Source organism: Chromobacterium fluminis (assembly GCF_011602385.1).
Classification (GTDB): domain Bacteria; phylum Pseudomonadota; class Gammaproteobacteria; order Burkholderiales; family Chromobacteriaceae; genus Chromobacterium; species Chromobacterium fluminis.
Map to the genome: position 1 here is coordinate 106,173 of NZ_JAAOMA010000003.1, position 26,721 is coordinate 132,893.

The window sequence follows — 26,721 nt, forward strand, 5'->3', positions numbered from 1 at the left end:
GAAGATTCCCATGCAAGGCCCGCCAAGTTCATTGGCGGGCCTTGTGTTTTTGGAGTATTTGGAATGATTCATCTGCAAAATGTTCGTAAGCGTTTCCGTCATCCCGAGGGTGGCTGGTTCAACGCGGTCACGGACACCTCTCTTACCATTCGTCCGGGTGAAGTCTTCGGACTGATCGGCTTTTCCGGCGCCGGCAAGTCCACTTTGCTGCGCCTGATCAATTTGCTGGAGCGCCCGGACCACGGCGCGGTCATCGTCGACGGCGAAGACCTGACCAGCTTGTCCGCCAAGGCTTTGCGCCGCGCGCGCCAGAATATCGGCATGGTGTTCCAGCAATTCAATTTGATGGCCAACCGCACGGTGGCCGGCAATGTCGCCTTCCCGCTGGAAGTGGCTGGCTGGGCCAAGGCGGACATCGACAAGCGCGTCAAGGAATGCCTGGAAGTGGTGGGCTTGCTTGACCGCGCCAATCACTATCCGGCGCAGTTGTCCGGCGGCCAGAAGCAGCGCGTCGGCATTGCCCGCGCACTGGCGCCCAATCCCAAGGTGATTCTGGCCGACGAGCCCACTTCGGCCCTGGACCCGAAAACCACTCAAGCCGTGTTGGAGTGTCTGAAAGACATTAATCAACGCTTTGGCGTCACCATCGTCATCGTCACCCATGAGATGGGCGTGGTGCGGGCGATCTGCCATCGCGCGGCGGCCTTGGACGCCGGCCGGGTGGTGGAAGTGGTGGATGTGTCGAATAACGAGGTGGCGGCGGATTCCGATCTGGCGCGCTCGCTGCTGGAGGCCGCGTGATGGATGCCGCAACCTTGAATGAAGCATTGCAAAACCTGGTGAGCATGGGGCCAGAAATCTGGCAGGCCTTTCAGGAAACGCTGGTGATGCTGGGCATAGGCCTGAGCGCGGCCATTTTGCTGGGCGGCCCGCTCGGCATTGTGCTCTACCTGACCCAGCCGGGCCAGCAGTTCGCCAACCGCGCGCTGAACGGCGTGCTGGGCTGGGTGGTGAACCTGGTTCGTTCCTTCCCTTTCATTATTCTGATGGTGTCTTTGGTGCCGCTGACGCGGGTGCTGGTGGGCAGCACCATTGGTCCGGTGGCCGCTTCGGTGCCGCTGGCCTTCGCGGCGATTCCATATTTCGGCCGTCTGGTCGAGCAGACCCTGCGCGAGATTCCGCGCGGCGTGGTGGAGGCGGCCGAAGCGATGGGCGCCAGCCCCTTGCAGATCATCTGCAAAGTATTGCTCAACGAGGCTCGCTCCGGTCTGATTTCCAGCCTGACCATCCTGACCATCAGCTTCCTGAGCTATACCGCGGTGGCGGGGGTGGTGGGCGGCGGCGGCATCGGCGACCTGGCCATCCGCTACGGCTACTACCGTTATCAGACCGATGTGATGGTGGCCATGGTGCTGATGCTGGTGGCGCTGGTGCAAGTCATTCAGCTGCTGGGCAATCGCCTGGCGGCCAAGCTGGACAAGCGTTGACATTTGCCGGCGCTTGGCGCCGGCATGGCGGACCTTTTACCTATCAATGGACAAGCAGGAGAAATAAATGCGCAGATTCGTGATCAAGGCAGTGGCGGCTTCGGTATTGGGATTGGCGGCGGCGGGCGCGGCGCTGGCGGCGGACCCGGCCAAGAAGGACATCGTGATCGGCACCACCGTCGGCGATTTCGGCGACATGGTCAAGCAGTCGATCAAGCCCATCCTGGAAAAGCAGGGTTACAAGGTCAAGCTGGTGGAGTTCACCGACTATGTCCGCCCGAACCTGGCCTTGCAGGAAGGCGCGCTGGATGTGAATGTATTCCAGCACAAGCCCTATCTGGACAACTTCGTCAAAGAGCACAAGCTGAATCTGAAAGAGGCTTTCCAAGTGCCGACCGCACCGCTGGGCATTTACGCCGGCAAGATCAAGGCGCTGAAAGACGTCAAAGTGGGGGCCACCGTGGCAGCCCCCAATGATCCGTCCAACTTTGCCCGCGCGCTGGTGATGCTGGCCGATCTGGGCTGGGTCAAGCTGAAGCCGGGCATCAACCCGCTGACCGCTTCCGAGCGCGACATCGCCGTCAATGTGAAGAAGATCAAGATCATTCCGCTGGAAGCCGCGCAACTGCCGCGTTCGCGCAGCGATGTGGACTTCTCGGTGATCAACGGCAATTACGCCACCAGCTCCGGCATCAAGCTGACCGAGGCGATCTATCAGGAAAAGAGCTACGCCTACGTCAATTGGGGCGCGGTGCGCACGGCGGACCTGGCCAAGCCCTGGGCCAAGGACGTGGTGGCGGCTTACAACTCGCCGGCGTTCAAGGCTTTCGCCAAGCAGAAGTACGCGGGCTACAAGTTGCCGCAGAACTGGAACTAAGCGCAGGCGCTTATTCGCGCGCCGGCAGACGGCCGGCGGCGCAGGATTTCTTGTAACACTCCTGGCTACAAGACTTGATGGGAGGGCTTAGCCCTCCCAATTTTTTTGCGCGCTTAGAACGTGTTTACGATTTCGCGAGCTAAGGTGAGGCAAGGCGAAAACAGCTGAGAAAGCGGAGTGTACGCACGGTACATGAGCATTTTGAAGCGGCACTCACCGTGTGACGTCTCACGACGCGCAGCAGATCGTAAACAGGTTTCTCAGGCCCGCTAACAAAACCCCTGATCCTGCGTTGCGCCTCCTTGTCGTACTGGTACTGTCTGCGTCGGCGCGCCTTGGCACAGGTGCGCTGCGCGGTTTTGTTAGGGGCCCTTATTTCAGATAGGAGCGCAGCACGCCTGTCACCTGCTCCAAGTCCTTGCTGCGCTGTGCGGGATCGACGGCCTCCGGGCCCAGATGCTCGCGCAGATGGCCTTCTATCACCTCCATCATCAGCCCATTGACGGCGCCGCGCACCGCGGCGATCTGTTGCAGCACGGCCGAGCAATCGACTTCCTGTTCCAGCGCGCGTTCCAGCGCTTCCGCCTGGCCCTTGATGCGGCGGACGCGGGTCAATAACTTTTTCTTGTCTTTCACGGTATGCGGCATGCGAGTGGACGTTCCTTATTGCAGATAATATACTGGGGTATAGTATATGGACGCAGCTTTGCTGCGGTGGCGCCGGTTTGCCCCTCCGTTGGCTGGGGAGGCCGGCATGAACGTATTGTAAAAGAAGGCTGAAGATGCCGCCAATCGCTGAACTGATTCAACAAGGAAGCATTAATCTCTGGTTGTTCATTCCTTCCGCCATCCTGCTGGGAGCGCTGCACGGGTTGGAGCCCGGGCACTCCAAGACCATGATGGCCTCTTTCATCATCGCCATCCGCGGCAGCATCGGCCAGGCGGTGCTGCTTGGCCTGTGCGCGGCCTTGTCGCACTCGCTGATCGTCTGGCTGTTGGCTGCGCTGGCGCTCAAATACGGGAATCAGTTGATTGCCGAGCAGGCGGAGCCTTATCTGATGTTGTTTTCGGCCGCCGTGGTCATGGCGGTGGCTGCCTGGATGCTATGGCGCACATGGCGGGACAATCTAGCCGCGCGGGCCATGCGGAAGCCGCCGCAGGGCGGCCGCATGATAGACACCGGCCATGGCCTGATGGAGGCGCTGCCCTTGCGGGAGGAGGGTCTGCGCGTGGCCTTGTACCAGTACGACGCCGGTTTGCGTCGGCTGAAGCCTGATGGTCGTGGTTTGTCGCTGGCATGGCGGCGCGGCGAAGAGGAAGGGGAGCTAGGCTTTGAAACTGAGGGGGAGTATCTAATCAGCCCGTATTTGCCCGCCGGAGCGCTTGTAAGCGCTTTGCTGTTGAGTCACGGCGGTCACGCTCATCGCTACCCTTTGCAGCTGGCGGCAGTGGGCGGCGCTGAACGCGCCGGAGCCTACCGTCGGGCTGAGGCCGCGGGGCCGGCAAAGCGAGCTTGTCGAGCGCCGGCGGCGTTGCCCGTTTATCAGGACGCGCATGAACGCGCGCACGCGGAACAGATTCAGCGGCGTTTCGCCGGCAAGGAGGTAGGCAACGCGCAGATTGCGCTGTTTGGCCTGACTGGGGGCTTGATACCGTGTCCGGCCTCGGTAACCATTTTGCTGCTGTGTCTGCACCTGAAGCGCTTCTCCCTGGGGGCCACCATGGTGGCTTCCTTCAGTCTGGGGTTGGCCTTGGCTCTGGTCAGCGTTGGCGTGTTGGCGGCCTGGGGCGTGCGCCAGGCGAGCGCCCGCTTTGGCGGGCTGGGCGAATGGGCGCGGCGCGCGCCCTATCTCTCGGCCGGTTTGATGTTGCTGGTTGGGCTGGCGATGGCCGCGCAAGCAGCGCGCGGCCTGGCCGCTTAGAGCCTGTTTACGATCTGCTGCGCATCTGCGATACGGCGTTGAAACCCGCTTCGAAATGCTCATGTGTCCCATGTTGATTCCGCTTTCTCCGCCGCAACGTCTTGTCTCGCTTTTGCCCGCGAGAGTTTGAAGGGCCCCTAGGATGGCTGCCGCGCGGCGCCGGCGCGGCCCAGGTATCGCCCCAGCCAGCGGTCCTGTTCCCACAGCATGTGCAGGATGGATTCGCGCGCGCGGTAGCCGTGGCTCTCCGCCGGCAGGGTGACCAGCCGCGCCGTGGCGCCTAGCCCCTGCAGCGCTTGATACAGCCGTTCGCTCTGTAGCGGGAAGGTGCCGGGGTTATTGTCCATCTCGCCATGAATCAGCAAGAGCGGGTCTTTGATCTGATTGGCGAAGTTAAACGGCGACATGGCTTGATAGACCTCTTTTGCCTGCCAGAAATTGCGTTCCTCCGATTGGAAGCCAAAGGGCGTCAGCGTGCGGTTGTAGGCGCCGGAGCGAGCGATGCCGGCATGGAACAGCCTAGTGTGAGCCAGCAGGTTGGCGGTCATGAAGGCGCCGTAGGAATGACCGCCGACGGCGATGCGGGCAGGGTCCGCCACGCCCTGTCGCACCACTTCGTCCACGGCGGCCTGGGCGTTCATTTTCAGCTGCGGCAGATAGCTGTCGTTCGGTTCTTTGTCGCCTTCGCCGACGATGGGCATGCCTGGGTCGTCCAGCACCGCGTAGCCGCGCGCCAGCATGGCTAGCGGTCCCCAATAGCTGACGCGGTTGAAGCGGTAAGGCGACTCCGTCACCTGGCTGGCCGCGGCGGCGGTTTTGAACTCGGTGGGATAGGCCCACATCAGCAGCGGCAGCGGACCATCGCGTTTGGCCTCGTAGCCCGGAGGTAGGTAGAGGGTGGCGCTCAGCTTCACGCCGTCGGCGCGTTGGTAGCGCAGCAGCTTTTTGGAGACATTTTTCAGCTGTGGAGTTGGGTGGAGCATATGCGTTAGCGCAAGCGCTTCGGCGGCGTGCCCCAGCGTCAGACGGTAGAGATTGGGCGGCTGGTCGACGGATTCGCGGCTGAGCAGAAGCTCTTGGCCGGCGTCGTCCAGCAGCGCCGCCGGCTGTTCGAACCAGGGCGCTTGCGATTGCCACAGCCGCGTGGCGCGTTTATCGGCCAGGGCGTAGCGGTCGACGAAGGGACGGTCGCCGTCGGGGCCGGCGCCTTCGCCCAGTAGATAAACGGACTTGCCGTCCGGCGTGGTTTGCAGCACGGATTGGCCGTTGGCGTTGCTGACCATGGCCGCCTCGCCTGGGTCGCTGTAGCGGTCTTCCGATTTGCGGCTGCTCAACAACTCCGGTGCGACGTCCTGATCGGGACGGGCGCGCCAGACTTTCAGTTCGCGGGTTTTCCACCAGTGTTCGCGCACCAAGGCCAGGTCGCTGCGGCCCCAGCGGACATCGGCGAAGCGGCTGGCCAGCCGCAGCAGCTGCCGCGGCGCTTGCTGAAACGGCGCGGCTTGCAGATAGAGCGCGTCGCGTTCGGCGGCGGCGCGGCCGGGGTCGCCTCCGTCCAGCGCTTCCACCCAAAACAGGGTGGCCGGCGCGTCGGCGCGCCAGGCGACTTCGCGAGGACCGGCCTCCGCCGCGTCGTTGCCGGACGGCATGCGCTCCAGCAGCGGCCGCTGGGCCACGGTGTGGGCAATGCGGCCTTGCCTGTCCAGCACGTCGATGCGTTTAGGGAAGCGGGATATCGGCACCAGGCCGGAGTAGGGGCGCTGCAGGCGGGTGGCCAGCAGGTATTGGCGATTGGGCGAGCCGCTGACGCTAAGATAGCGGTCGGCTTGGCCGATCGGGCTGAGCTTGCCGTCCAGGCCGACCAGCGCCAATTGGCTTTGCAACTGATAGTCGAGCAAGTCGGCGTCGTACGGGGTCTTGAGCAGGTCGGGATAGGTCCGGGTTTGGGACAGGATGCCGCCTTCGCTTTGCTGGATGTTGGGGCCGCTGGGCGCCTGGGGTTGCCGTGGCGCGGGGCCTTGCTTCGCGGGTACGCGCTTGATCAGCAATTGTTCGCCGAACCAGGCGAAGCCGGGGCCGGTGGCGGCGTTGAGGTGGAAATCGCCCAGCCGGTGAGCACGGGCGCCGGCGACATCCAGCAGCCACAGTTCCACGCCCTTGGCGCCCCACAGGCTGAAGGCCACTCGGCTTTCGTCGGCGGACCAGGCGCTGTCCGCGATGCGGGCTCCGGCCGGCAGACCGCGCACCGTGCGGGCGCGGCCTTGTTTCACGTCCAGCAGGGTCAGCGCGTTGCCGAAGTCGAAACGGCTGGCGGCGCGCATCGAGGGGTTCAGGCGCAAGCCGGCCAGCTTGAGTTCAGGTTGAGCGACGTCGGCGATGCCGGGCAGTCCGGGGCGGTGGATTTGCAGCAAGATCCGGCGTTTGGGGCCCAGGCTTTGCAAGGGCGGACGCGGCGCGTCCACTAGCGCTTGCAGTTCCGCGGGCGGGGTCTGATAGCCGTGCTCGGCGGCGCTAAGCGGCGCCGCGGCCAACAGGCCGACAATCAGCGGCGCGCCGGTCAACAGCGGGGAACGAAGGGACATGCGGGACTCCTGGCGAAGAATGGCGGGCAAGTCAAAAAACTTGCCCTAGTCTCGCCGGAGCGTCAAGGCGCGCCGCGCGCGGGCGGCGGCGGCCGAGTGCGCGCTAGAGCGGCGCGGCGGCGCTAAGCAGTTCTTTTTGCTGCGGATTGGCCGGTGTCACCGGGTAGTCGAAGAACTGCAGCGACAGACCGCCGCCGTCGGCGCTGAAGCGGGCCGGGAAGCCCAGCGGCAGCGTGGTCTTGTCGTGGACATGACCAAAAGGAATGCCAGTCAGTACCGGAAGGCCGGTCAGGCGGCGGATTTCCGCCAGCACCGCATCCAGGTTGTAGCCGGGATCGTAGATGTCGATCTGACGATTCATATTGAAGTCGCCGATGAAGATGGCGCGTTGCTTGGCTAGCACGCCGGCTTGATGGAGCTGCTGCAACATGCGTTCGATGCGGTAGGGCTGTTCGGCGACATCCTCCAGGAACAGCAGGCCGCCCTTGATGTCCGGCAGGTAGGGGGTGCCAACCAGGCTGCTGAGCACGCTGAGATTGCCGCCCCAGAAAATGCCCTCGCCGCTGGCGTTGTGGCGCTGTGGCGCGTCGATGCGCAACTGGCGGTTGGCGGTGGTGGTGGTGGTGAGGAATTCATTCAGGGTGAAGGCGCTGGGTTGTTTGGCGCCGAAGTCGCTGACCATGGGGCCGGCGAAACTGCCCAGCCCGCCCTTGGCCAGCAAGGCTAGCTGAATGGCGGTGAAGTCGCTGTAGCCGATCAGCTGGCTGCCGGATTCGCGCAGCAGCGGGCAGAGCCGGCCGTAGTCGATGTGGGGCAGCAACCGCGTGGCGCCGTAGCCGCCGCGGCCGGCCACCAGCAGCTGCGGCGCGCTGCGGCGCGAGATCAGCTGATTGAGGTCGGCCAGCCTTTGCGCGTCGCTGCCGGCGAAACGCTGATGGCGGCGGTCCAGCGCCTGGACGTTTTCCAGCTGATAGCCGGCCAGGCGCAGCCGCTCCACGGCTTGCTGCTTTTGGCGCGCGTCCGGCAAGGGGCCGGAGCAGGCGGTGAAATAGAGGCTGCTGCCGACGGCTGCCGGCGCGGGAAGGGATTGGTCAACCATGGTGCGACATCCTTGCAAGAGGCCAAGGCCGGCGCTGAGCGCGCCCATCTGGAGTAGTTGGCGACGAGAGTATTGAATGCGGGCAGTCATTGAATCCGGGGCCGATAAGGGCTGGTGCAAACGAGGTTCGACAGCGCGAGGCTGCGTGAGTTGCGCCAGTATACGGCAAACGCGGCGACGATGCTGAGCGCCGCCGCCGTAGTGAACTTGGAACAGGCTCATAGAACCTATTTACGATCTCGCGAGCTAGAGCGAGACAAGGCGTTGCGGCTGAGAAAGCGGAATGTACACGTGGTACATGAGCATTTCGAGGCCGGTTTCAACGCTGTGTCGCCGACGCGCAGCAGATCGTAAATAGGTTTTTAGGCCAGTAGATTGGCCAGGCTGGAAGTGGACTGCTGCATGGCGGACAGTTCGCTGTTCAGCGTGGTGTACTGGTTCAGTAGCGAGCTCTTCTCATTGGCCAACTGGTTGTTGAGCCGGGACTGGAGGTTGTTCTCGTCGCTGATCTTGGTGTTGATGTCGCCTTGTTCGGTGGTGATCATGCCGTTGGGCCCCAGCAAATTGTTGATGGCGGTATTGAAGGCGTTGGCGTAGCCGTTGTTCTGGGCGTTGCCGAACAGATTGGCCACCGCGCCGGGGTCGGCGTTCAGCGCGGTGGTGAAGGCGCTGGAATCCAGTTTCAGCGTGCCGTCCGCCTGCTGGGTGATGCCGACCTGGGCCAGGTAGGCATAAGAGGAGGAGGCGTTGGCGCCCGGCACCGGCGTGCTGAGCAGGCCGGACAGCTGCTCTTGCAGGCCGATGACGTCGCTGCTGTTCTTCATGCTGCCGCCCAGCGCGGAGTTGCTGGCGCTTATCACCTGGTTGTAGGCGCTGACGAAGTTTTGCAGCGTCGAGGTGACATTGGCGGTGTTCTGGCTCATGTTCAGCGTCACCTGGCCCAGCTTGTTGAGGTTGACGGTGGCGCCGTTGATTACATTGTTCAGGGTGTTGCTGCTGCTGGACACGTTGACGCCGTTGACGGTAAGCAAGGCGTCCTGAGCCGCCGCGGATTCGCTGGCGGCCGCGCTGCTCTGGCCCAGGCCGGCCAGGGTGTTGCCGGAGGTGGCGCCGCTGTCGCTGCCACCGGCGGAAATGCTGAAGGCGTTGGCGGGGCCGGATTGCGAGGAGGCCAGCACCAGCGAGTAATGGTTGTTGTACTCCACCACCGACGCGTTGACGCCGATGCCGGCGCTATTGATGCTGTCGGCGATGGAGGACAGCGAGACGGCGGAGCCGTTCTGGCCCAGTTGCACGGTGCTGGTGGTCCCGTTGACGGTGAAGCTCAGCGCGCCGGGCGCGCCGGTCAGTGCGGCGTTCTGGTCGGTGATGGCTTGCCCGCCCGAGGTTTGGTCGAACACCAGTTGTCTCGGCTGGGCCAACTGGGTGACGTTGAGCGCGTAATTGCCGGCCACGCCGCCGCTGGTGGCGCTGGCGCTGGCGATGGTGTTGTCGGTGGAGGCGATCTGGAATTGCTGCAGAAAGCTGCCGGAGGCCATGGCGGTGGAGGCGGTCTGCAGGCTGGACAGCGCGGAGCTGATCTGGCCGATGGAGCTGAGCTGGGACTGATAATTGCTGACCCGGCTCTGGCTTTGGGTCAGCGGTTGCGAGTCCACTGCGATCAGCTGGCTGACAATGCTTTGCACGTCCAGCGGCCCTACGCTGGTGGTGATGGATGCCATGACGACGCCTCCCTGGCGCGCCGCTGCCATGGGGCGCTGCAATGCTAGAGATTCAAAAATTTTGTTGTCGTAATGCGTCCATCACGGTTGCGGTTCCGGCTGCCAGGCCGAGGCGGGCTTGCGCCGCAGCTTCCATTGTAGAAGGCGGCGCGCAGTGCGCTGATGAATCGTTATCGACCATTCCCGTCCGGACTTTAGCGCGGCGCGCGCGAGTGTGTCGGCGGGTCGGTTTCCGTCATAACGCGGGCCGCGGCGGCGGGTTGACGTCGCCACGGCCCGAGCTGTCACGAACCGTTCTTGAGCTCGGCGGCTTCGCCGGTTTCGCCGCTGTCTTCCGGCGGCGGGCTCTTGGGGGGCAGGAAGAAGGACAGCGGCGCGCTGAGGAAGCGCTTGAGCAGCATGGGCACCAGCGGCCACAGCAGGCTGCCGGACAGCTTGCGCGAGCGCAGCGCTACCCATAGAGCCAGCGAGAAGCTGACCGCCAGATTGGTCAGGCCGATCAGCGCCACGCCGGCGCAGCCCAGCAGCACGGTGGCCAAGGGCAGCTGGAAGTCCTGCGCCACGGTGGCGAAAGCCAGGTTGGCGGCGGAAAAGGTGATGTGGCGGATGTCGATGGGCAGACCGAGGATGAAGCCTATGGTGCCGGTCAGGCCCAGGAACATGCCGAAGTAAAAGTTGCCGGCCAGCGCGCCCAGATTGTGCTCGATATAGCTGCCCAGTTTCCAGGCGCGGTGCTCGCCCAGCAGCCGCTTCAGCCCGGCATGGGAGGCGATGCGCTCAGGGATGCGGCGGTAGATCGCCTTGTTGTCGTAATAGCCGGCGATCAGGCCGGACAGAAACAGGAAGACGCCGGCGATGGCGGCGTGCGGCAGCGCCAGGCTATGGAGGGGGTCGATATCGTGCATCAGGCTCTGGGCTTTGGCCACGTTCACCACCGGCGCGCCAAAGGCGGCTTGCCAGGCGAAGGCGATCAGGCCGGCGGTGGGGATGGCCAGCAACACGTTGCCGAGGATGGCGACGAACTGAGTGCGCATCACTTTGACCACCAGGTCGGCCAGGTCTTCCAGCTGTTTCTTCTGGCCGTGGTTTTCATGCAGCACCGCGGCGATGCGGGCGGCGGTCATCGCAGGCTGCTTGGTGGCGATGGTCAGGTGCAGGATCTGCACGATGATGAAGCCGATGGCGTAGTTGAGGCCGAAGGCGATGCCCTCCCACAGCGGCGGCAGATGGCCGCGGCTGAGCATCAGCTTGATCAGCGCCATGAAACCGACGATGAGGCCGGCGCCCATCGCCGCCTTGGCCATGGTTGACCATTCCTGGCGGCTCTCGGCGATATAGTGTTCGCCGTGGCGGCCGGCGTGCTCGGTGACTTGCAGCGCCAGCAGCTCCACATTGGACTTGAACAGATCGCGCAGGCTGTATTTGCGGTTTTCCGCGCGCGCGAAAGTGACGATGAGCTGGAACAAATGCGGTTCCGCGGCCGGGTCGTGCTCCGGATCCAGGATGGCCAGCAGCGCGCGGATGCGGGCTATGCTCTGCGCCAGTCGCAGGCCATGGTAGGTGAGGTTGACCGAGATGCCGAAGCGGCGCGCGTTCTTGCGCACCTTGTTGAGAATGCTTTCACACTGATCCAGCAGCACCAGCACGTGCTTGTCGTCCTCGGTGCGCGGCATGCCCTCCACCAGATCGCGGCGGTAGCCGTCTACATAGCGCTGAACCTCGGCGTTCAGGTTGAGGAACGGGGATTCGAAGCGTTCGATGTCCGGGTTGATGCGCACCAGCTCCGGCTCCAGGCCGATGGCGGTGATCTGGGCCGACAGCACTTGCACCGACTCCAGCAATTGCAGACGGGTCTGCTGCCAGCCGTCGGCGTTGTCGTTCTCCTGCCAGGCCATCGCCCGCCACAGCGCGTGCCAGGTGGCGTTGGGGATAGCGGCCAGCCAGATGTAGTCCTGCTTCCAGCTGAACAGGCGGCTGAAACGGTCTTGCAGCGAGTCCGCCTTATAGGGCATGGGCAGGATGCGCTCGCCGACGCGGCGCAGCAAGGTGGAGCCGAAACCTTCGTTGGCCAGGATGCCGCATTCGGTGTACAGCGGAATTTGCCGGGTTTCGGTCAGTAATTGCAGCAAGGCCTTGCGCAAGGCCGCGCGGTAATCGGAGTGGTGCTCCAGCAAATAGGACAGCGCTTGCAGATTGACGACCGCTTGTTGCGGTTTGCCGGCGTCGTCGGGGCGTAGGCACTGCAGCAGGGCGGACAGGGCGTCGAGCTGGGCCGGTGCTTGGCTGATTTGGCGCAAGGCCTGTTCCAGGCTGGGAGACTGAATGTTTTCGCTCATCTAGGGTGCTGGTTTGGATGCAAGTGAGTGGTGGGGCGCGACTCCGGCCTACAACCTTAATGGTAGGCGCAAGCGGCTTGATTTTCCGGCGCGGCGCGAGCGCCTGCTTGGCGGCGCGTGGAATCGGCGTCGGGGTTTAGAGATGGGGACGATTGATTCAGTTTCCAGCTTTGCTTGCAAAATCGCATAATTGACACCTTACTGACCAGTAAGTAAAGTGCTTTGCATGACTCAAAGCTCCGATCCCAAGACCGACACCCGCAAGCGCATTCTGGACATCGCGGAGCAACTGCTGCTCAGCCGGGGCTTCAACGCTTTCAGCTACCAGCACATCAGCTCGGAGCTGGGCGTGCGCAACGCCGCCATTCATTATCACTTTCCCAAGAAAAGCGATCTGGGCGTGGCCTTGATCCAGCGTTACCGCCGGCGTTTCCAACGCTTCATCGACCAGCAGGCGGCGCAGGATCCCAGGGCGCAGCTGGAGGCGTATTTCGGCTTGAGCGACAGCTATTACCGGCAGCACCGGCAGATCTGCCCCAGCGGCATTCTCAGCACAGAGTTCCTGACGCTGCCGGAGGACATGCAGCAAGAGGCGGCGGCCTTCATCGACGAGATGCGGCTATGGGCGGTGGACATCACCCGGCGGGGCGCGGCCTGCGGCCAGATGCGTTACGCCGGCACGCCGGAAGCCATCGGCATGATGTTGTTTTCCGCCTTGCAAGGCGCGCTGCAACTGGCGCGCATCGATCCGCACGCGCTGGAGACCATCAAGCAGCAGGTGCGCGCGGTGCTGGGGCTGGACGGGCATTGAGTGTCGAAATCACGACAACAACAGAGGGGCGCTACATGGAGTACAAGAAAAACAGCATGAGCCGCATTGCCGACAAAGTGGGCAAGTTGCCGGCGGGAATGCGCAGCACGGTATTGAGTTTGATGTTCGGCAAGATCGTGCCGTTTCTGTCCACGGCCGGCCTGCGTTTCGAGGAGGTGGGCCATCAGCGCTTGACGGTGTCCATTCGCAACCGCAAGAAGGTGCAGAACCACATTCGCGGGGTGCACGCCGCGGCGATGGCCTTGCTGGCGGAGACTTCGACCGGCTTCGTCGTCGGCATGAACATGCCGGACGACAAGCTGATGCTGCTTAAGTCGATGAAGGTCAACTACGTGCGTCGTTCGCAAGGGGATATGCGCGCGGTGGCCAGCCTGAACGCGGAGCAGATTCAGCTGATGCACGACACGGAAAAGGGCGAGGTGCTGGTGCCGGTGCTTGTCACCGACGAATCCGGCGAATCGCCGATCGAATGCGAAATGCTGTGGGCGTGGATTCCCAAGAAGCGCCCGGAACAAGGAGCGGCGGCATGATCAATCTGGAAACGATGCAGATCGAACTGAACGAGCATGTAGCGCTGATTCGCCTCAATCGAGTGGATAAGGCCAATGCCTTGAACCGGCAAATGTGGCAGGATTTGCGTGCTGCTTTCGAGTGGTTGGACGACACTCCCGAGGCGCGCGTGGGCGTGCTGGCCGGCGAGGGCAGGCATTTCTGTTCCGGCATCGACCTGGGCATGCTGATGGGCGTGCAGGCGGAGATCGCCGACGATTGCGAGGCGCGCAAGCGCGAGAAGCTGCGTAGGCTGATCCTGGATCTGCAGGACTGCGTCAATAGTCTGGAGCATTGCCGCAAGCCGGTGATCGCCGCGGTGCACGGCGCTTGCGTCGGCGGCGGCCTGGATATCGCGCTGGCCGCGGATTTCCGCTTCGCCGCCGCGGACGCGGTGTTCTCCGTGAGGGAGATCGACGTGGGCATGGTGGCGGATGTGGGTTCGCTGCAACGGCTGCCGCGCGTGGTGGGCGAGGGCCTGGCGCGGGAACTGGCCTTGACCGGCCGCGACGTGGCCGCGGAAGAGGCGCTGACGATGCGTCTGGTCAATCGCGTGTTGCCGGATGCGGACGCGGTGCTGGCGGCGGCGCTGGAATCGGCGCGGCTGATCGCCGGCAAGTCGCCGTTGGCGATGCGCGGCTGCAAGGAGGTGCTCAACTACAGCCGCGACCATTCGGTGGCGGACGGCCTTAATTATGTGGCGAGCTGGAACGCGGCGATGCTGATCTCCGAGGATATCCAGAAGGCCGGCATGGCCATCCTGACCGGCCACGCGGCGCAGTTCCGCGACTGAGCGCGGTTTGGTCCCAATGGCGCCTGCGGGCGCCATTGTCGTTGGCGGCGGGCAAAGAAAAAGAGGCGCGGAGCGCCTCTTTCGGTTCAAGCGGTAGGACTGAGCTTACTGGGCGGCGCTGGCGGCCGGCGCGGCGGCGGCTTCGCCGCCGACGGTGGACACCACTTCCCACTTGCCGCCCTTGACCTGATACACGGTGACCGCGCCGTTCTTGATATCGCCCTTGTCGTCAAAGGCGATCTTGCCGGTCACGCCGGTGTAGCCGGTCTTGCCCACTTCGGCCAGATAGGTTTTGGGGTCGGTGGATTTGGCGCGCTTCATCGCATCCACCAATACCATCACCGCGTCGTATTCATACGGCGCGTAGATCTGCACCTCGGTGTTGAACTGCTTCTTGAACTTGTCGTTGAACGCGGCGAAGCCGGGCATCTTGTCGCGCGGCACACCGCAGCTGGACGCGTACTGGCCGTCGGAGGCCTCGCCGGCCAGCTTGATGAATTCCGGCGTCTGCCAGCCGTCGCCGCCCATCAGTTTGGCCTTGAGGCCCAGGCGCTGCATCTGCTTGGCCAGCGGGCCGGCTTGGGCGTCCATGCCGCCGTAGAAGATCAGATCCGGCTTGCTGGCCTTGATCGAGGTCAGGATGGCGTTGAAATCGGTGGCGGTGTTGGTGGTGAACTCGCGCTTCACCACTTCGGCGCCCTTGCCCTTGACCGCGGCCTCGAACTGGTCGGCGAGGCCTTGGCCGTAAGCGGTGCGGTCGTCGATGATGGCGATCTTCTTGGCCTTCAGCCCGGCGGCGGCGAATTCGCCCAAGGCGCGGCCTTGCTGCACGTCGTTGGCGATCACGCGGAAGGTGGTCTTGAAGCCTTGCTTGGTGTAGTCCGGGTTGGTGGCGGAGGGGGAAATCTGCGGAATGCCGGCGTCGGAGTAAATCTTGGACGCGGGGATGGTGGTGCCGGAGTTCAGGTGGCCCACCACGCCTGCCACGCCGGCGTCAACCAGGCGCTGCGCCACTTGGGTGCCGATTTTCGGATCGCCTTGGTCGTCTTCCGACACCAGTTCGAATTTGAGCTTCTTCCCGCCGATCTCCACGCCGGCGGCGTTCAGATCGGCGATGGCCAGCTTGGCGCCGTATTCGTTGTCCTTGCCCAAATGGGAAATGGGACCGGACATCGGCGATACCTGGCCGATCTTGACGACGGCGCCGTCGTCTGCGGCTTGAGCCGGGGCCGAAGCCGCCTGATTGGCGGCCGGTTGCTCTTGCTTGCCGCAGGCGGCCAGGGTCATGGCGGCAGCGGCAATGACGCTGAGGCGAACATATTTGTTCATGTGATGTATCCCCTGATTCTCTATTCTGTAGACTCTAGTCATCTCTTTGTGGCCAACGGCATTTTGGTGAAATGACCGTTGGTTGCGTTTGATTATGGGTAGCTGTTTGCGCGAGTGTCAATGTCAAAACCGGGGAGGGATGCAACTATTTGTAAACTTCTTCGCCAATGGTGTGTCTAAAGCGCAAACGCCCCCTGGAATAATGGCCAGGGGGCGTTTCTTGTATTTCAAGTTTTTGAATTTAAATGACTTGTTCGGATTTTTGCCGGCAGTCTTGTTTCAGGTCTTGGCGCCCAAAGCCTGGGCTCGCTGCTGGCGCAACGGGGCGTTTTCCTCCGGCGCCTCGCACCATCCCGACAGATTCTGTTTGATCATAGTCGAGATGGCGAGAATCCATTGCGGGTTTTCATTCAAACACGAAATGTATCGATATTCGCCGCCGCCGTGGCTGAGGAAGGTTTCCTTGCCTTCCATCGCAATTTCCTCCAGCGTTTCCAGGCAGTCGGCGATAAAGCCGGGACAGAGAATATCCAGCTTGCCGGTCTTGTCCTTGCCTAGTTGAGTCAATACTTCGCTGGTATAAGGCTGCAACCATTCCGCGCGGCCGAATCGGCTTTGGAAGCACACTTGGTACTCCTGTTGCGTCAAGCCCAATTCTTCCGCCAATAAGCGGCCGGTTTTCTGGCATTCGCAGTGATAGGGGTCGCCCTTGTCGCGGGTGAACCGCGGTACGCCGTGAAAACTCATCACCAGTTTTTCGCCGCGGCCATGTTGGCGCCAATGCGCGCGCACTTGTTCCGCCAGCGCGCGGATATAGCCGGGATCATCGTGAAAATGACGAACGGTGCGCAGCTCCGGCATATTGCGCAGTTTCATCAGCGAGCGGAATACCTGATCCAGCGCAGTGGCGCTGGAAGAGGCCGCGTATTGAGGATACAAGGGCAGCACCAGCAGGCGTTCCACGCCTTGCTCGCGCATGCGGGCGATCACGTTTTCCACCGAGGGTTCGCCGTAGCGCATGGCGAAGTCCACGACTAAGTTGCGCAGCCCCATTTCACCCAACTGGCCTTTGATCAACGCAGTTTGTTTGCGGGTATGGGTGTAAAGCGGCGAGCCGTCCTTTTCCCAGATCGCCGCGTATTTCTTGGCGGATTGGGCGGGGCGGGTGTTCAGGATGACGCCGTTGAGGATCAGCCACCAGAGCGCGCGCGGGATTTCGATCACGCGGCGGTCGGACAGGAATTCTTTCAGGTAGGGGCGCAGCGCCTTGGCGGTGGGCGCTTGCGGCGTGCCCAGATTCATCAGCAGTACGCCGGTCTTGGGCGCGTAGTCGTGACGAAACGGGGGCTCGGGCTTGAAATCCGCCATGCGGGACCTCTTGGTTGAGGCCGGGCGGCATGGCGCCCGGCCGGGTTTGGGGGCGGCTGGCTTGTCTTAGTCTTCGCGGGACGGCGCCAGCACTGCGCGGTTGCCGTTGCTTTCCATCGCCGAAACCAGGCCGGCGGATTCCATCTGCTCAATCAGCCGCGCGGCGCGGTTGTAGCCTATGCGCAGATGGCGCTGCACAGAGGAGATCGACGCCTTGCGCGTCTTGAGCACAATGGCGACGGCTTCGTCGTAAAGCGGATCGGCTTCGCCGCCCGCCTCGCCGTCAAGGCCGGAGGGCGAGCCGTCTTCGCTGTCGCTCTGGCCGGTGAGAATGCCTTCCACATAGTCCGGGCCGCCGGTGCTTTTCAGGAACTCCACCACATGGTGCACTTCTTCGTCGGCGACGAAGGCGCCATGAACCCGGACCGGATAGCCGGTGCCAGGCGGCAGATAGAGCATATCTCCTTGGCCGAGCAGGGTTTCCGCGCCCATCTGGTCCAGAATGGTGCGGCTGTCTATCTTGCTGGACACCTGGAAGGCGATTCGCGTCGGGATATTGGCCTTGATCAGGCCGGTGATCACGTCCACGGACGGCCGTTGGGTGGCCAGGACCAAGTGGATGCCGGCGGCGCGGGCTTTCTGCGCCAAGCGCGCGATCAGTTCTTCTATCTTCTTGCCGGCCACCATCATTAGGTCGGCCAGTTCGTCTATCACCACCACGATCAAGGGCAGGGAGTCCAGCGGCTCCGGGGTTTCCGGGGACAGGCTGAAGGGGTTGGGGATTCTCTCGCCGGCCTTGTCCGCGTCCTTGATCTTCTGGTTGAAGCCGGCCAGATTGCGCACGCCCAGCTTGGACATCAGCTTGTAGCGGCGCTCCATCTCCGCCACGCACCAGTTCAGCGCGTTGGCCGCTTGTTTCATATCGGTGACCACCGGGGCCAGCAGATGCGGAATGCCTTCGTAGATCGACAGCTCCAGCATTTTGGGGTCGACCATGATCAGCCGTACTTCTTTGGGCGTGGACTTGTACAGCAGCGACAAGATCATCGCGTTGATGGCTACTGATTTGCCGGAGCCGGTGGTACCGGCCACCAGCACGTGCGGCATCTTGGCGAGGTCGGCGGACACGGGTTGTCCTGCAATGTCCTTGCCCAGCGCCATGGTCAGCTTGGAGGCCATGTTCTGGTAGCCGTCGGAGCCGACGATTTCCGACAGACGCACGATCTGGCGTTTGGGGTTGGGGAGCTCCAGGCCCATATAGGTTTTGCCGGGAATGGTTTCCACCACCCGGATGGAAACCAGGGACAGCGCGCGCGCCAGATCTTTCATCAGGTTGACGACCTGGGCGCCCTTGACGCCCACCGCGGGCTCCACCTCGTATCGGGTGATCACCGGGCCCGGGTAGGCCGCGACCACTTTGACGTCGACGCCGAAATCGGCCAGCTTGCGCTCAATCAGCCGCGAAGTGTACTCCACGGTGTCCTGCGATACCGGTTCTTGCTGCTCCTTGGGCGCTTCCAGCAGCGTCAGGCCGGGCAGCGCGCCGTCCTTGGGATCGGCGAACAAGGATTGCTGTACCGGCTTCTGGGCCTTGGTGGACAGCGGCACGTCCAGCACCGGCGGCTCGATGCGCAGAGGGATTTTCTCTTCGTTTTTCTTTTTCTCGGTGGTGATCTTGGCTTCCCGCTTTTGCGCGATCTCCTTGCCGATTTCGCGATCTTTGCGCGCCTGCCAGCTGTGCCACAGTTTCAAGGCGCCGTCTTCCAGCGCGCCGCCCAGCCGCTCCATGATGTCGAGCCAAGACAGGCCGGTGAATAGGGAGAAGCCGATGGCGGCCAGCACGCTGAGCAGCAGATAGGCGCCGGACAGGCCCAGGCCGTGGGCAATGCCTAGGCCGATGAAATGCCCCAGCATGCCGCCGGCGGACAGCGGCAGATTCAGCGCTTTTTCGGCCAGGATGATGGCTTCAATGCTGGCGCTGGAAAACAGCAGCAGCAGAAAGCCGCCGATGGCGGCGATGGTGATGGGGTTGAGCTTGAAGCCCAGCGTTTCCATGCGCTGATAGCCCCAGGCGATGGCCACCAGGCAGAACACCACCAGCCACCAGGCGGACAGACCGAACACATAGAGCAGCATATCGGACAGCCAGGCGCCGAAAGCGCCGCCGTAGTTGCGCACGGTGGGATCCGAGGAGCTGTGGGACCAGGAGGGGTCTAGCGGGGAGTAGCTGGCCAGCACCAGCACCAGGTAGACGGCCAGCACGGCCATCAGCAGCCACCACGCCTCGCGCAGCAGCGAGGCCAACTGCGGCGGCAACGGCGTCTGGCTGTTTTTGACAACGGCTTTGCGCTTGAAAAGTCGCATTTTTCTCTTGTTCGGCTATGACTGTCGCTGATTATAGCCTGACACGCCCGGTTTAAGCGTGTCGGAATGTATTCAGCTTTGCTGACAAGACTTGATGGCGTTCCCTTTAGAGACTCTGTTCAAAGTCCATCGTGTTTGCATGCAAGACTTTGAGCAGGCTTTGAGACGCTTACTTGGGATAGAGCGCGCCGAGCACGCGTCCGCCGGCGGCGCCGGTCACTTCCGGCAGGTTGCCGGCCAGGCGGCGCAGGAAGCGCCAGCCCAGCCAGGCGAAGGCGGCGGCCTCAACTTGGTGTTCGGGCAGGCCCAGCGCGGCGGTGCCGGCGATGCTTTGTTCAGGCAACAAGGCGGCCAGTCGGCGCATCAGCGCGCCGTTGCGCGCGCCGCCGCCGCAAACGAAGACAGTCTGGTTCGCCGGGCAATGCAGGGTGACGGCCTGGGCGATGCCGCGCGCGCTCAGCTCCAGCAGCGTGGCTTGCACGTCGACGGCGGGCACATGGCGGCCCAGCAGTTTTTGTTCAAGCCAAGGCAGGTCGAACAGATCGCGACCAGTGCTCTTGGGCGGGGGCTGGCGGAAGAAGGGTTCGTCCAGTAGCGCCTGCAGCAACGAGGACTCCACCGCGCCTTGTTCCGCCCATTGACCGTCGGCGTCGTAAGGCTGGCCCTGATGGCGCAGGCACCAGGCGTCCATCAGCATATTGCCGGGGCCGCAGTCGAAGCCGATCACCGCTTGGTTCGGGTGGAGGCGGGTCAGGTTGCTGATGCCGCCGATGTTCAGGATCACCCGGTTTTGCTCCGGCGCGCCAAACACCGCCTGATGGAAGGCCGGCACCAGAGGCGCGCCCTGACCGCCGGCGGCCAGGTCGCGGCTGCGGAAATCGGCGATCACGTCGATGTGGGTCAGCTCGGCAAGGCGGGCCATATTGCCTATTTGCCAGGTGTAGCCGGCGTCCGGGGCGTGGCGTATGGTTTGGCCGTGGCTGGCGACGGCGGCGATGTCCGCCGGTTTCAGCTCCTCAGCGGCCAGCAGGCCGTTGACAGCTTGGGCGTAGAGCTCGGCCAATTCATTGGCCAGCCGCGCCGCGCGATCCAGCTCATTGTCGCCGATCGCCTGCAGCGCCAGCGCCTGTTCGCGCAGTCGCGGCGGGTAGGCGACGAAGTAGTCGGCTTCGACGCGGAGCGCGCCTTGTTCATCGAAGCGCACCAGCACGGCGTCGACGCCGTCCAGGCTGGTGCCGGACATCAGTCCGATCAAGCGTTGATTCATCAGTCTAGCAATGCGATGTTGGTGGGCAGCTCGCGCAGCAGTTTCAGGTGCGCGGTCAGCGGCTGGTTGCCGGATTTGAATTCGGCCAGCTGAGTGGTGCTCAAGCCCGGTGTCGGCAAGGCGTTGGTGGCCGGGTCCACCGCCTGGCCGTTGATCCGCACTTCAAAGTGCAGATGCGGGCCGGTGGAGCGGCCGGTGCTGCCGACATAGCCTATCACCTCGCCTGCCTTGACGCTCTTGCCGGAGCGGGCGCCTGGGGCGAAGCGGCTCATGTGCGCGTACAAGGTGGTCATTTTCTGATTGTGGCGGATTTCCACCATATTGCCATAGCCGTTTTGGCGCTCCACCTTGACCATGGTGCCGTCGGCGGGGGCAATGATGGGGGTGCCGGTGGCGGCGGCGTAGTCCACGCCGGAATGCAGGCGCAAGGAGCGCAGTATCGGGTGCTTGCGGAAGCCGAAGCCGGAGCTGATGCGGGCGTTGGCTACCGGCTGGTGGCTGAAACCCTGTTTGATCGGCTTGCCCTGCGCGTCGTAATAGGCGCCGGATTCGCTGTCGTGGGCAAAGTAGAAGGCTTGGTGCAGCTTGCCGGAGCGCAGGATTTCCACCGCCAGCAGGTTGCCGGCGGCGATGGGCGCGCCGTTGTAAAGCAGGGTTTCGTACACCAGATTGATGCGGTCGCCCTTGCCCAGGGAGTTGATGTTGAACTGATCGGCGAAGATTTCCGTCAGCTGGGCGCGGATGTCGCGCGGCACCTGGGCCTTGGCCAGCGCGGCGCCGACCGAGCGGGTGATCAGCAGCGAGCGCACCGTCTGCACCGCCTCGGTGGCGATAGGGTCGGCGCTGGCCTGCCATTCGCCGTTGACCTTTTCTATGGCCACCAGCACCTGTTCGCCGTTCTCGTCGTCATTGAGGAAGCGCAGGCCGAACAGTTCGCCCAGATCATTGGTTTGCACCGACAGCGTGGCGCCGGTCTTCAGCTTGAGCAGGTCCTTGGACAAGGGGCTGGAGTGCAGGAAGCGGTTGGCTTCGCTGTCGCGGATGCCCAGCCGGTTCAACACGCGGGCAATGGTGTCGCCGCGCTGTATCGCCTCGTCGCGCCAGTAACGGGTGGCGCTCTCGTTGAAGGAAAAAGCCGGCAGGGTCAGTTGCTCGGTCACTTCTTTTTGCAAAACTTCCGGCTTGGCGGGCTGGGCGCCGTTCTGAGCCACGGCGAAGGCGGTGGCCATGCCGAACAAGGGCAGGGAGGCGGCTGCGCCGATCAAGCTCAGATGATGGTTCATCAGCTTGTGGAAGCATTTTTGCGGGATATGTAGCAGTTTGCGATAATCCATCGTTCACTATAAAAGGCTGGCCATGAGCCAACCTTATGTAAATTCCGTATTTGCCAATCACAGGCCTTGCGGCCGCGTCTCAACATTTGGAGAGCTTGCGCGGCATAAGTTCCTGTGCAAACTGTAAATTATAGCCGCGATTCCGGATGCTATCCGCCTGATTTCACCCGGTGCCCATGCCAGGGCGTTTTCGCAAGGCTTTGATATTACTTCGATCTCGTCATCCATGTGTAGCGATAAATGAAATTGACATTGTTGTTGCCCGGTCTGCTTTGGCTGGACGGCCACGACGGCGCCGATGTGTGCAAGGGCCTGGAACTCCCCGCCCTGCAGCGCTTGTTGGGTCAGGGCGAGCGCGCCGCCGGACCTGCCGCGCTGAGCGAACTCTTGGCCGCGCCGTGGCGCGGTTCCGCGACCGGCCTGGCGAGGCTGCGGGCGCGCCAGGCCGGCTTGCCGGCGGAGCAGGGGGATTGGCTGCTGGCCGATCCGGTGCATGTGCGGGTGGACCGCGACCGCGCCTTGCTGGCTGATATCGGCGTGATGAGCTTGAGCCAGGCCGAGGCAGAGACCTTGGCCGATGCGGCGAACCGCCATTTCGCCGACGACGGCTGGCGTATTCACCCGCTGGAGCCGGGGCGCTGGCTGTTGCAACTGGACGCGCCGGCGGCGGCCAGCTTCAGCCCGCTGCCGGACGTGGTGGGCGAGGACATCAACGCGCATTTGCCGCAGGGCGAGCGCGGCCTGGACTGGAGCCGGCTGCTGAATGAATTGCAGATGCTGCTGTACGCCCATCCGCTGAACGATGAGCGCGAGGCGCGCGGAGAACTCGGCGTCAACAGCTTATGGCTGTGGGGCGGCGGCGTAGAGCCGGGCTGGCGCGCGCCGGCGGAACAGGTGTTCGCCGACGAGGATTGGCTGGGCTGGATCGCGGCCGAGGCCGGCGCGCCGTGTCTGCCGGCGCCTTACGACTTCGCCGGCTTCGTCGATCAGGCCGGCGGCCGCGACAGTCTGCTGGCGCTGGACGCCTTGCAGGCGGCGGCGCAGTACCGCGACGCCTGGGGCTGGCGCGAAGCGCTGCAGCGCCTGGAGCGCGATTGGTTCGCTCCCTTGCTGCAGGCGCTGCGCCAGGGCCGGATCGACAGCCTGGTCTTGCGCGCGCACGGCCCCGGCGGACTGGAGCTGAAAGTGCGTCGCAACGACCTGTGGAAATTCTGGAAGCGGCCGCTGCCGTTGTCCGCCTTGTATTGAGAAAACATGTCCCAAATCGTTTCCCGAAGCATTCCCGTCGACACTCATGAACAATTGCTGCGCCAGGGCTTGAGCCCGTTGATGGCGAGGCTGTACGCCGCGCGCGGCATTTGCGACTGCGCCGAGCTGGATTACGGCCTCAAGGCCTTGCTGCCTTATCAAAACCTGAAAAACATCCAGCCGATGGCGGAGCGCCTGACCGACGCCATCGCCGGCCGTCAACGCCTGTTGGTGGTGGCGGATTACGACGCCGACGGCGCCACCGCCTGCGCGGTGGCGGTCAAGGGCTTGTCCATGCTGGGCGCGCGCGTGGATTTCATCGTGCCCAACCGCTTTGAGTACGGTTACGGCCTGACCCCGGAGATCGTTGAGCTGGCCGCGCGTCAAAATCCGGACATCATCGTCACCGTGGACAACGGCATCGCCAGCGTGGACGGCGTGCTCGCCGCCAAGGCGCGCGGCATCGAAGTGCTGGTCACCGATCACCACTTGCCCGGCGATGTGCTGCCTGAGGCCTTGATCGTCAACCCCAATCAGCCCGGCTGCGAATTTCCGTCCAAGAACCTGGCCGGCGTAGGGGTGATGTTCTACGTGTTGCTGGCGCTGCGCGCCGAAATGCGCCGGCGCGGGGTGTTTGACGAGCGTAGTCAGCCCAATCTGGGAGAACTGCTGGATTACGTGGCGCTGGGCACGGTGGCCGACGTGGTGCGGCTGGACCGGAACAATCGCACCCTGGTGGAAAACGGCCTCAAACGCATGCGCGCCGGCCGCATGGCGCCGGGCATCGCCGCCTTGTTCCGCGTCGCCGGTCGCGCCCATTACAAGGCCAACACTTTTGATCTGGGCTTCACGCTGGGCCCGCGTCTGAACGCCGCCGGCCGGCTGGACGATATGAGCCTGGGCATCGCCTGCCTGCTGTCCGGCAACGAGGAGCAGGCGCAGCGGCTGGCGCAGCAGCTGGATCAGCTCAACCGCGAGCGGCGCAGCATAGAACACGGCATGCAGGACGAGGCGCTGGCGGCGCTGTCCGGCATCGACGCCGACAACCGCTATACGCTAAGCCTGTTCCGCGACGACTGGCATCAGGGCGTGGTCGGCATCGTCGCTTCCCGGCTCAAGGAGCGCTTCCACCGGCCGGCCATCGTGTTCGCGCCCGGCGACAACGGAGAGATCAAGGGCTCAGGCCGCTCGATTCCCGGCTTCCATCTGCGCGACGCGCTGGACCTGGTGTTCAAACGCCATCCCGGCCTGATTCTCAAGTTCGGCGGCCATGCGATGGCGGCCGGCCTAAGCCTGCAACAGACTCGCTTCGACGAATTTCAGCGCGCCTTCGAGGCAGTGGCGCGCGAGTTGTTGGAGGAGCGCCATCTGACCCGCACCATAGAAACCGACGGCAGCCTGGCGCCGCGCGAATTGAACCTGGCCTTCGCCGAGCAATTGGCGGCCGAGGTGTGGGGCCAGGGCTTTCCGGTGCCTTACTTCCACGACCGCTTCGCGGTGATGAGCCAACGCGTGGTTGGCGACAAGCACTTAAAGCTGCGCTTGGCGCGCGACGGCGAGGAGTTCGACGCCATGTTGTTCAATCAGGTGGAGTGGCTGCCGGACAACGTCGACGCGGTGTACCAGCTGATCGCCAATGAATGGCAGGGCCGCAAGGAGTTGCAAGTGTATTTGCAGCACTGGACGGAGGCGGACCTGGAGCGGAAGGGGTTGAGTGTTTAACGATCTTGCGCTCTGGGAGTTGGCGTGGCTGCTGGCCTGGCTCGCTTGGCCGCTGGTGTTGGCCATCCTGCTCTTGCTGATGGCCTGGGGAGTGTTGAGTAGGGGGCGGTTCGGCGCGGCGCTCAAATGGGGTAGCGGCGTTCTTGCCGTGGTTTTCAGCGTTTGCGTGTGGCTCGCCCCGGCCGAAGCCGTCTGGCGTGAGCCTTTGCAGCTATTCGGTGTGTTTCTCGCGCTGGCCTTGTTGTTCTGGAGCGCCGCTTTAATTCATTTATGGAGAGCCCGGCAATGAGCATGCCGTTGGTAGCGATATTGGCTGCGCTGGTCGCGGGTTTGGGAGGCTGGGCCGCAGCCAGGATCATGGGTGCGCGCAGGCGCGAGTTGGAGTTGCAGGATTGGATGCAACGCCTAGCCACGCAGACAGCGCAGCTGGAAAGCGCCAAGGAGTTGTTGCAGGAGGCGCGGCATAAGGAAGCCAAGCTGGCGGAGGCTCAGCAGCAGGCCGCCGCCTATTGGTCGGCGATGCAGGAGCATGTCAAGCAACTGGAAGATATGCGTCAGCAGCGCGGCAGACAGGCGGAACGCTTGGAGCAACTGAACACGGAGTTGACCCGGCTCACCGCGCGTGAGCAGGAACTGATGACGCTGCTGGAGCAGGAGCGCGGCCAGAACGCCGAGAAGCTGGCCTTGCTGACCGAGGCGCGCGAAAGCATGGCTGGACAGTTCAAGGCCTTGGCCGGGGACATCCTGGAAGAGAAGGCTAAGCGCTTCACCGAGCAAAATCAGCAGAACCTCGGTCACCTGCTCGGGCCCTTGCAGCAGCGGCTGCAGGATTTCGGCAAGCTGGTGCAGGACAGTTATGAAAAAGACAGCCAGGGGCGCTTGTCGCTGGAGGCGGAGCTCAAGCGCTTGCAAGAGCTCAACAGCCGGCTGGGCGACGACGCCATCGCGCTGACCAAGGCCTTGACCGGCGCCAGCAGCAAGGCGCAGGGCTCTTGGGGGGAGATGGTGCTGGAGCGGGTGCTGGAAACCTCTGGCCTGCAGAAGGATCGCGAGTATCGGGTGCAAGTGTCCGACGTGGTGGCCGGCGAGGACGGCAGCCGTCGCTACCAGCCGGACGTGGTGATAGACCTGCCGGAAGGCAAGCAACTGGTGGTGGATTCCAAGGTGTCGCTGAACGCCTATGTGCGCTACACCGCCGCCGAGGACGAGGCGGAACGGGCGACGGAAATGAAGGCCCATGTCGCGGCCATCCGCAATCACATCCGCACGCTGTCGGAAAAGCGCTACCAGGACCTGTACCGGCTGAACACCCTGGACTTCGTGTTCATGTTCATTCCGGTGGAGCCGGCCTACCTGCTGGCGGTGCAGCAGGACATGAGCTTGTTCAACGAGGCTTTCGAGCGCCGCATCATGATCGTCGGCCCCAGCACCCTGCTGGCGACCTTGCGCACCGTGGCCAGCATCTGGCGCTATGAATACCAGAACCAAAACGCGCAGGAGATCGCCCGCCAGGGCGGGGCGATGTACGACAAATTCGTCGGCTTCGCCGCCAATTTGGAAAAATTGGGCAAGCAGTTGGACGTGGCTCGCGACAGCTTTGGCGATGCGATGAAGCAGTTGTCCGGCGGCCGCGGAAATCTGGTGGCCAGCGCCGAGCGCTTGCGCAAGCTGGGGGTGCGCAATAACAAGCAATTACAGCAGCATCTTAAACTGGGCGCAATGGAAGACGAGGGCGTGGAAGGGCCTGAAGAGCCCGGCCCGGACTGACGGAAGTCGGTTGAAGATGACCGTTTCGTGATAGAATACGAGCTGTCATTACCTATGCTGGCCGCCCTGCGGCGGGCGCGTGAATGCACCCGCAATCGCAGGGCGGCCTGTTCATCCTTACGAA

At 63.4% G+C, this 26,721-nt stretch carries 21 protein-coding genes; 11 read left to right on the plus strand and 10 right to left on the minus strand.

Translation table 11 applies throughout. The annotated features are described in order from the left end of the window. Positions 1-63: 63 nt before the first annotated feature. The 3 genes from HA052_RS03375 to HA052_RS03385 all read left to right on the plus strand — a co-directional run bounded on the left by HA052_RS03375 (position 64) and on the right by HA052_RS03385 (position 2,364). Positions 64-801 carry a methionine ABC transporter ATP-binding protein gene (locus tag HA052_RS03375; protein WP_081544720.1) on the plus strand — a complete coding sequence of 246 codons (738 nt, stop codon included), beginning with the start codon at positions 64-66 and terminating at the stop codon, positions 799-801. Further along, a complete protein-coding gene (locus tag HA052_RS03380) occupies positions 801-1,487 on the plus strand; it encodes a methionine ABC transporter permease (protein ID WP_081544719.1) in 687 nt (228 codons plus the stop codon). The genes HA052_RS03375 and HA052_RS03380 overlap by 1 nt, the downstream gene beginning before the upstream one ends. A 67-nt stretch (positions 1,488-1,554) precedes the next feature. After that, complete coding sequence (locus HA052_RS03385; protein WP_166450762.1) at positions 1,555-2,364, plus strand: MetQ/NlpA family ABC transporter substrate-binding protein; 810 nt, start codon at positions 1,555-1,557, stop codon at positions 2,362-2,364. A 372-nt stretch (positions 2,365-2,736) separates the two neighbouring features. Here the strand turns inward: HA052_RS03385 and HA052_RS03390 are convergent, their stop codons facing one another. Then, on the minus strand, positions 2,737-3,012 hold the full coding sequence (locus HA052_RS03390; protein WP_081544717.1) for a metal/formaldehyde-sensitive transcriptional repressor: 276 nt from the start codon (positions 3,010-3,012) through the stop codon (positions 2,737-2,739). Positions 3,013-3,146: 134 nt separating this feature from the next. Between HA052_RS03390 and HA052_RS03395 the strand changes: the two genes are divergently transcribed. After that, positions 3,147-4,286 carry a HoxN/HupN/NixA family nickel/cobalt transporter gene (locus HA052_RS03395; RefSeq protein WP_166450763.1) on the plus strand — a complete coding sequence of 380 codons (1,140 nt, stop codon included), beginning with the start codon at positions 3,147-3,149 and terminating at the stop codon, positions 4,284-4,286. A 137-nt stretch (positions 4,287-4,423) separates the two neighbouring features. On the opposite strand, the gene HA052_RS03400 is transcribed toward HA052_RS03395, so the two are convergent. The 4 genes from HA052_RS03400 to HA052_RS03415 all read right to left on the minus strand — a co-directional run bounded on the left by HA052_RS03400 (position 4,424) and on the right by HA052_RS03415 (position 12,024). Then, positions 4,424-6,868: a S9 family peptidase gene (locus HA052_RS03400; protein ID WP_166450764.1), complete on the minus strand. Its 2,445-nt coding sequence runs from the start codon at positions 6,866-6,868 to the stop codon at positions 4,424-4,426. A gap of 103 nt (positions 6,869-6,971) precedes the next feature. Beyond that, positions 6,972-7,967 carry an LD-carboxypeptidase gene (locus HA052_RS03405; protein WP_240937255.1) on the minus strand — a complete coding sequence of 332 codons (996 nt, stop codon included), beginning with the start codon at positions 7,965-7,967 and terminating at the stop codon, positions 6,972-6,974. Between the two features lie 362 nt (positions 7,968-8,329). Then, positions 8,330-9,688, minus strand: coding sequence for a flagellar filament capping protein FliD (gene fliD, locus HA052_RS03410; protein WP_166450766.1), 1,359 nt, complete (start codon positions 9,686-9,688; stop codon positions 8,330-8,332). Between the two features lie 284 nt (positions 9,689-9,972). Continuing rightward, positions 9,973-12,024: a site-specific recombinase gene (locus tag HA052_RS03415; RefSeq protein ID WP_166450767.1), complete on the minus strand. Its 2,052-nt coding sequence runs from the start codon at positions 12,022-12,024 to the stop codon at positions 9,973-9,975. Positions 12,025-12,250: 226 nt separating this feature from the next. Here HA052_RS03415 and HA052_RS03420 point away from each other — a divergent pair, with 226 nt between their 5' ends. The 3 genes from HA052_RS03420 to HA052_RS03430 are packed head-to-tail and all read left to right on the plus strand — an operon-like array spanning position 12,251 to position 14,198. Next, positions 12,251-12,835, plus strand: a complete 585-nt coding sequence (locus tag HA052_RS03420; RefSeq protein WP_166450768.1) for a TetR/AcrR family transcriptional regulator — start codon at positions 12,251-12,253, stop codon at positions 12,833-12,835. 35 nt (positions 12,836-12,870) lie between these two features. Then, complete coding sequence (locus tag HA052_RS03425; protein WP_081544711.1) at positions 12,871-13,386, plus strand: DUF4442 domain-containing protein; 516 nt, start codon at positions 12,871-12,873, stop codon at positions 13,384-13,386. After that, complete coding sequence (locus HA052_RS03430; RefSeq protein WP_166450769.1) at positions 13,383-14,198, plus strand: crotonase/enoyl-CoA hydratase family protein; 816 nt, start codon at positions 13,383-13,385, stop codon at positions 14,196-14,198. The genes HA052_RS03425 and HA052_RS03430 overlap by 4 nt, the downstream gene beginning before the upstream one ends. A 105-nt stretch (positions 14,199-14,303) precedes the next feature. On the opposite strand, the gene HA052_RS03435 is transcribed toward HA052_RS03430, so the two are convergent. The 5 genes from HA052_RS03435 to HA052_RS03455 all read right to left on the minus strand — a co-directional run bounded on the left by HA052_RS03435 (position 14,304) and on the right by HA052_RS03455 (position 21,860). Next, a complete protein-coding gene (locus tag HA052_RS03435; RefSeq protein WP_166450770.1) occupies positions 14,304-15,527 on the minus strand; it encodes a branched-chain amino acid ABC transporter substrate-binding protein in 1,224 nt (407 codons plus the stop codon). A 279-nt stretch (positions 15,528-15,806) separates the two neighbouring features. Next, positions 15,807-16,895, minus strand: coding sequence for a ferrochelatase (hemH, locus tag HA052_RS03440; RefSeq protein WP_166450771.1), 1,089 nt, complete (start codon positions 16,893-16,895; stop codon positions 15,807-15,809). A gap of 66 nt (positions 16,896-16,961) precedes the next feature. Continuing rightward, entirely contained in the window at positions 16,962-19,259 is a 2,298-nt protein-coding gene (locus HA052_RS03445) for a DNA translocase FtsK (protein WP_166450772.1), read from the minus strand. Between the two features lie 169 nt (positions 19,260-19,428). Then, a complete protein-coding gene (locus tag HA052_RS03450; protein ID WP_166450773.1) occupies positions 19,429-20,526 on the minus strand; it encodes an anhydro-N-acetylmuramic acid kinase in 1,098 nt (365 codons plus the stop codon). Then, positions 20,526-21,860 carry a M23 family metallopeptidase gene (locus tag HA052_RS03455; RefSeq protein WP_166450774.1) on the minus strand — a complete coding sequence of 445 codons (1,335 nt, stop codon included), beginning with the start codon at positions 21,858-21,860 and terminating at the stop codon, positions 20,526-20,528. Before HA052_RS03455 ends, HA052_RS03450 begins: the two co-directional genes overlap by 1 nt. 240 nt (positions 21,861-22,100) lie before the next feature. Between HA052_RS03455 and HA052_RS03460 the strand changes: the two genes are divergently transcribed. The 4 genes from HA052_RS03460 to HA052_RS03475 all read left to right on the plus strand — a co-directional run bounded on the left by HA052_RS03460 (position 22,101) and on the right by HA052_RS03475 (position 26,597). Next, positions 22,101-23,108 carry a hypothetical protein gene (locus HA052_RS03460; protein ID WP_166450775.1) on the plus strand — a complete coding sequence of 336 codons (1,008 nt, stop codon included), beginning with the start codon at positions 22,101-22,103 and terminating at the stop codon, positions 23,106-23,108. A 6-nt stretch (positions 23,109-23,114) separates the two neighbouring features. After that, the gene (gene recJ / locus HA052_RS03465) at positions 23,115-24,830 is read left to right on the plus strand and encodes a single-stranded-DNA-specific exonuclease RecJ (protein ID WP_166450776.1); all 1,716 of its coding nucleotides are present in this window, start codon (positions 23,115-23,117) and stop codon (positions 24,828-24,830) included. Next, the gene (locus HA052_RS03470) at positions 24,823-25,119 is read left to right on the plus strand and encodes a hypothetical protein (protein WP_081544704.1); all 297 of its coding nucleotides are present in this window, start codon (positions 24,823-24,825) and stop codon (positions 25,117-25,119) included. Before recJ ends, HA052_RS03470 begins: the two co-directional genes overlap by 8 nt. A gap of 68 nt (positions 25,120-25,187) precedes the next feature. Beyond that, entirely contained in the window at positions 25,188-26,597 is a 1,410-nt protein-coding gene (locus tag HA052_RS03475; RefSeq protein ID WP_439823233.1) for a DNA recombination protein RmuC, read from the plus strand. Positions 26,598-26,721: the final 124 nt, after the last annotated feature.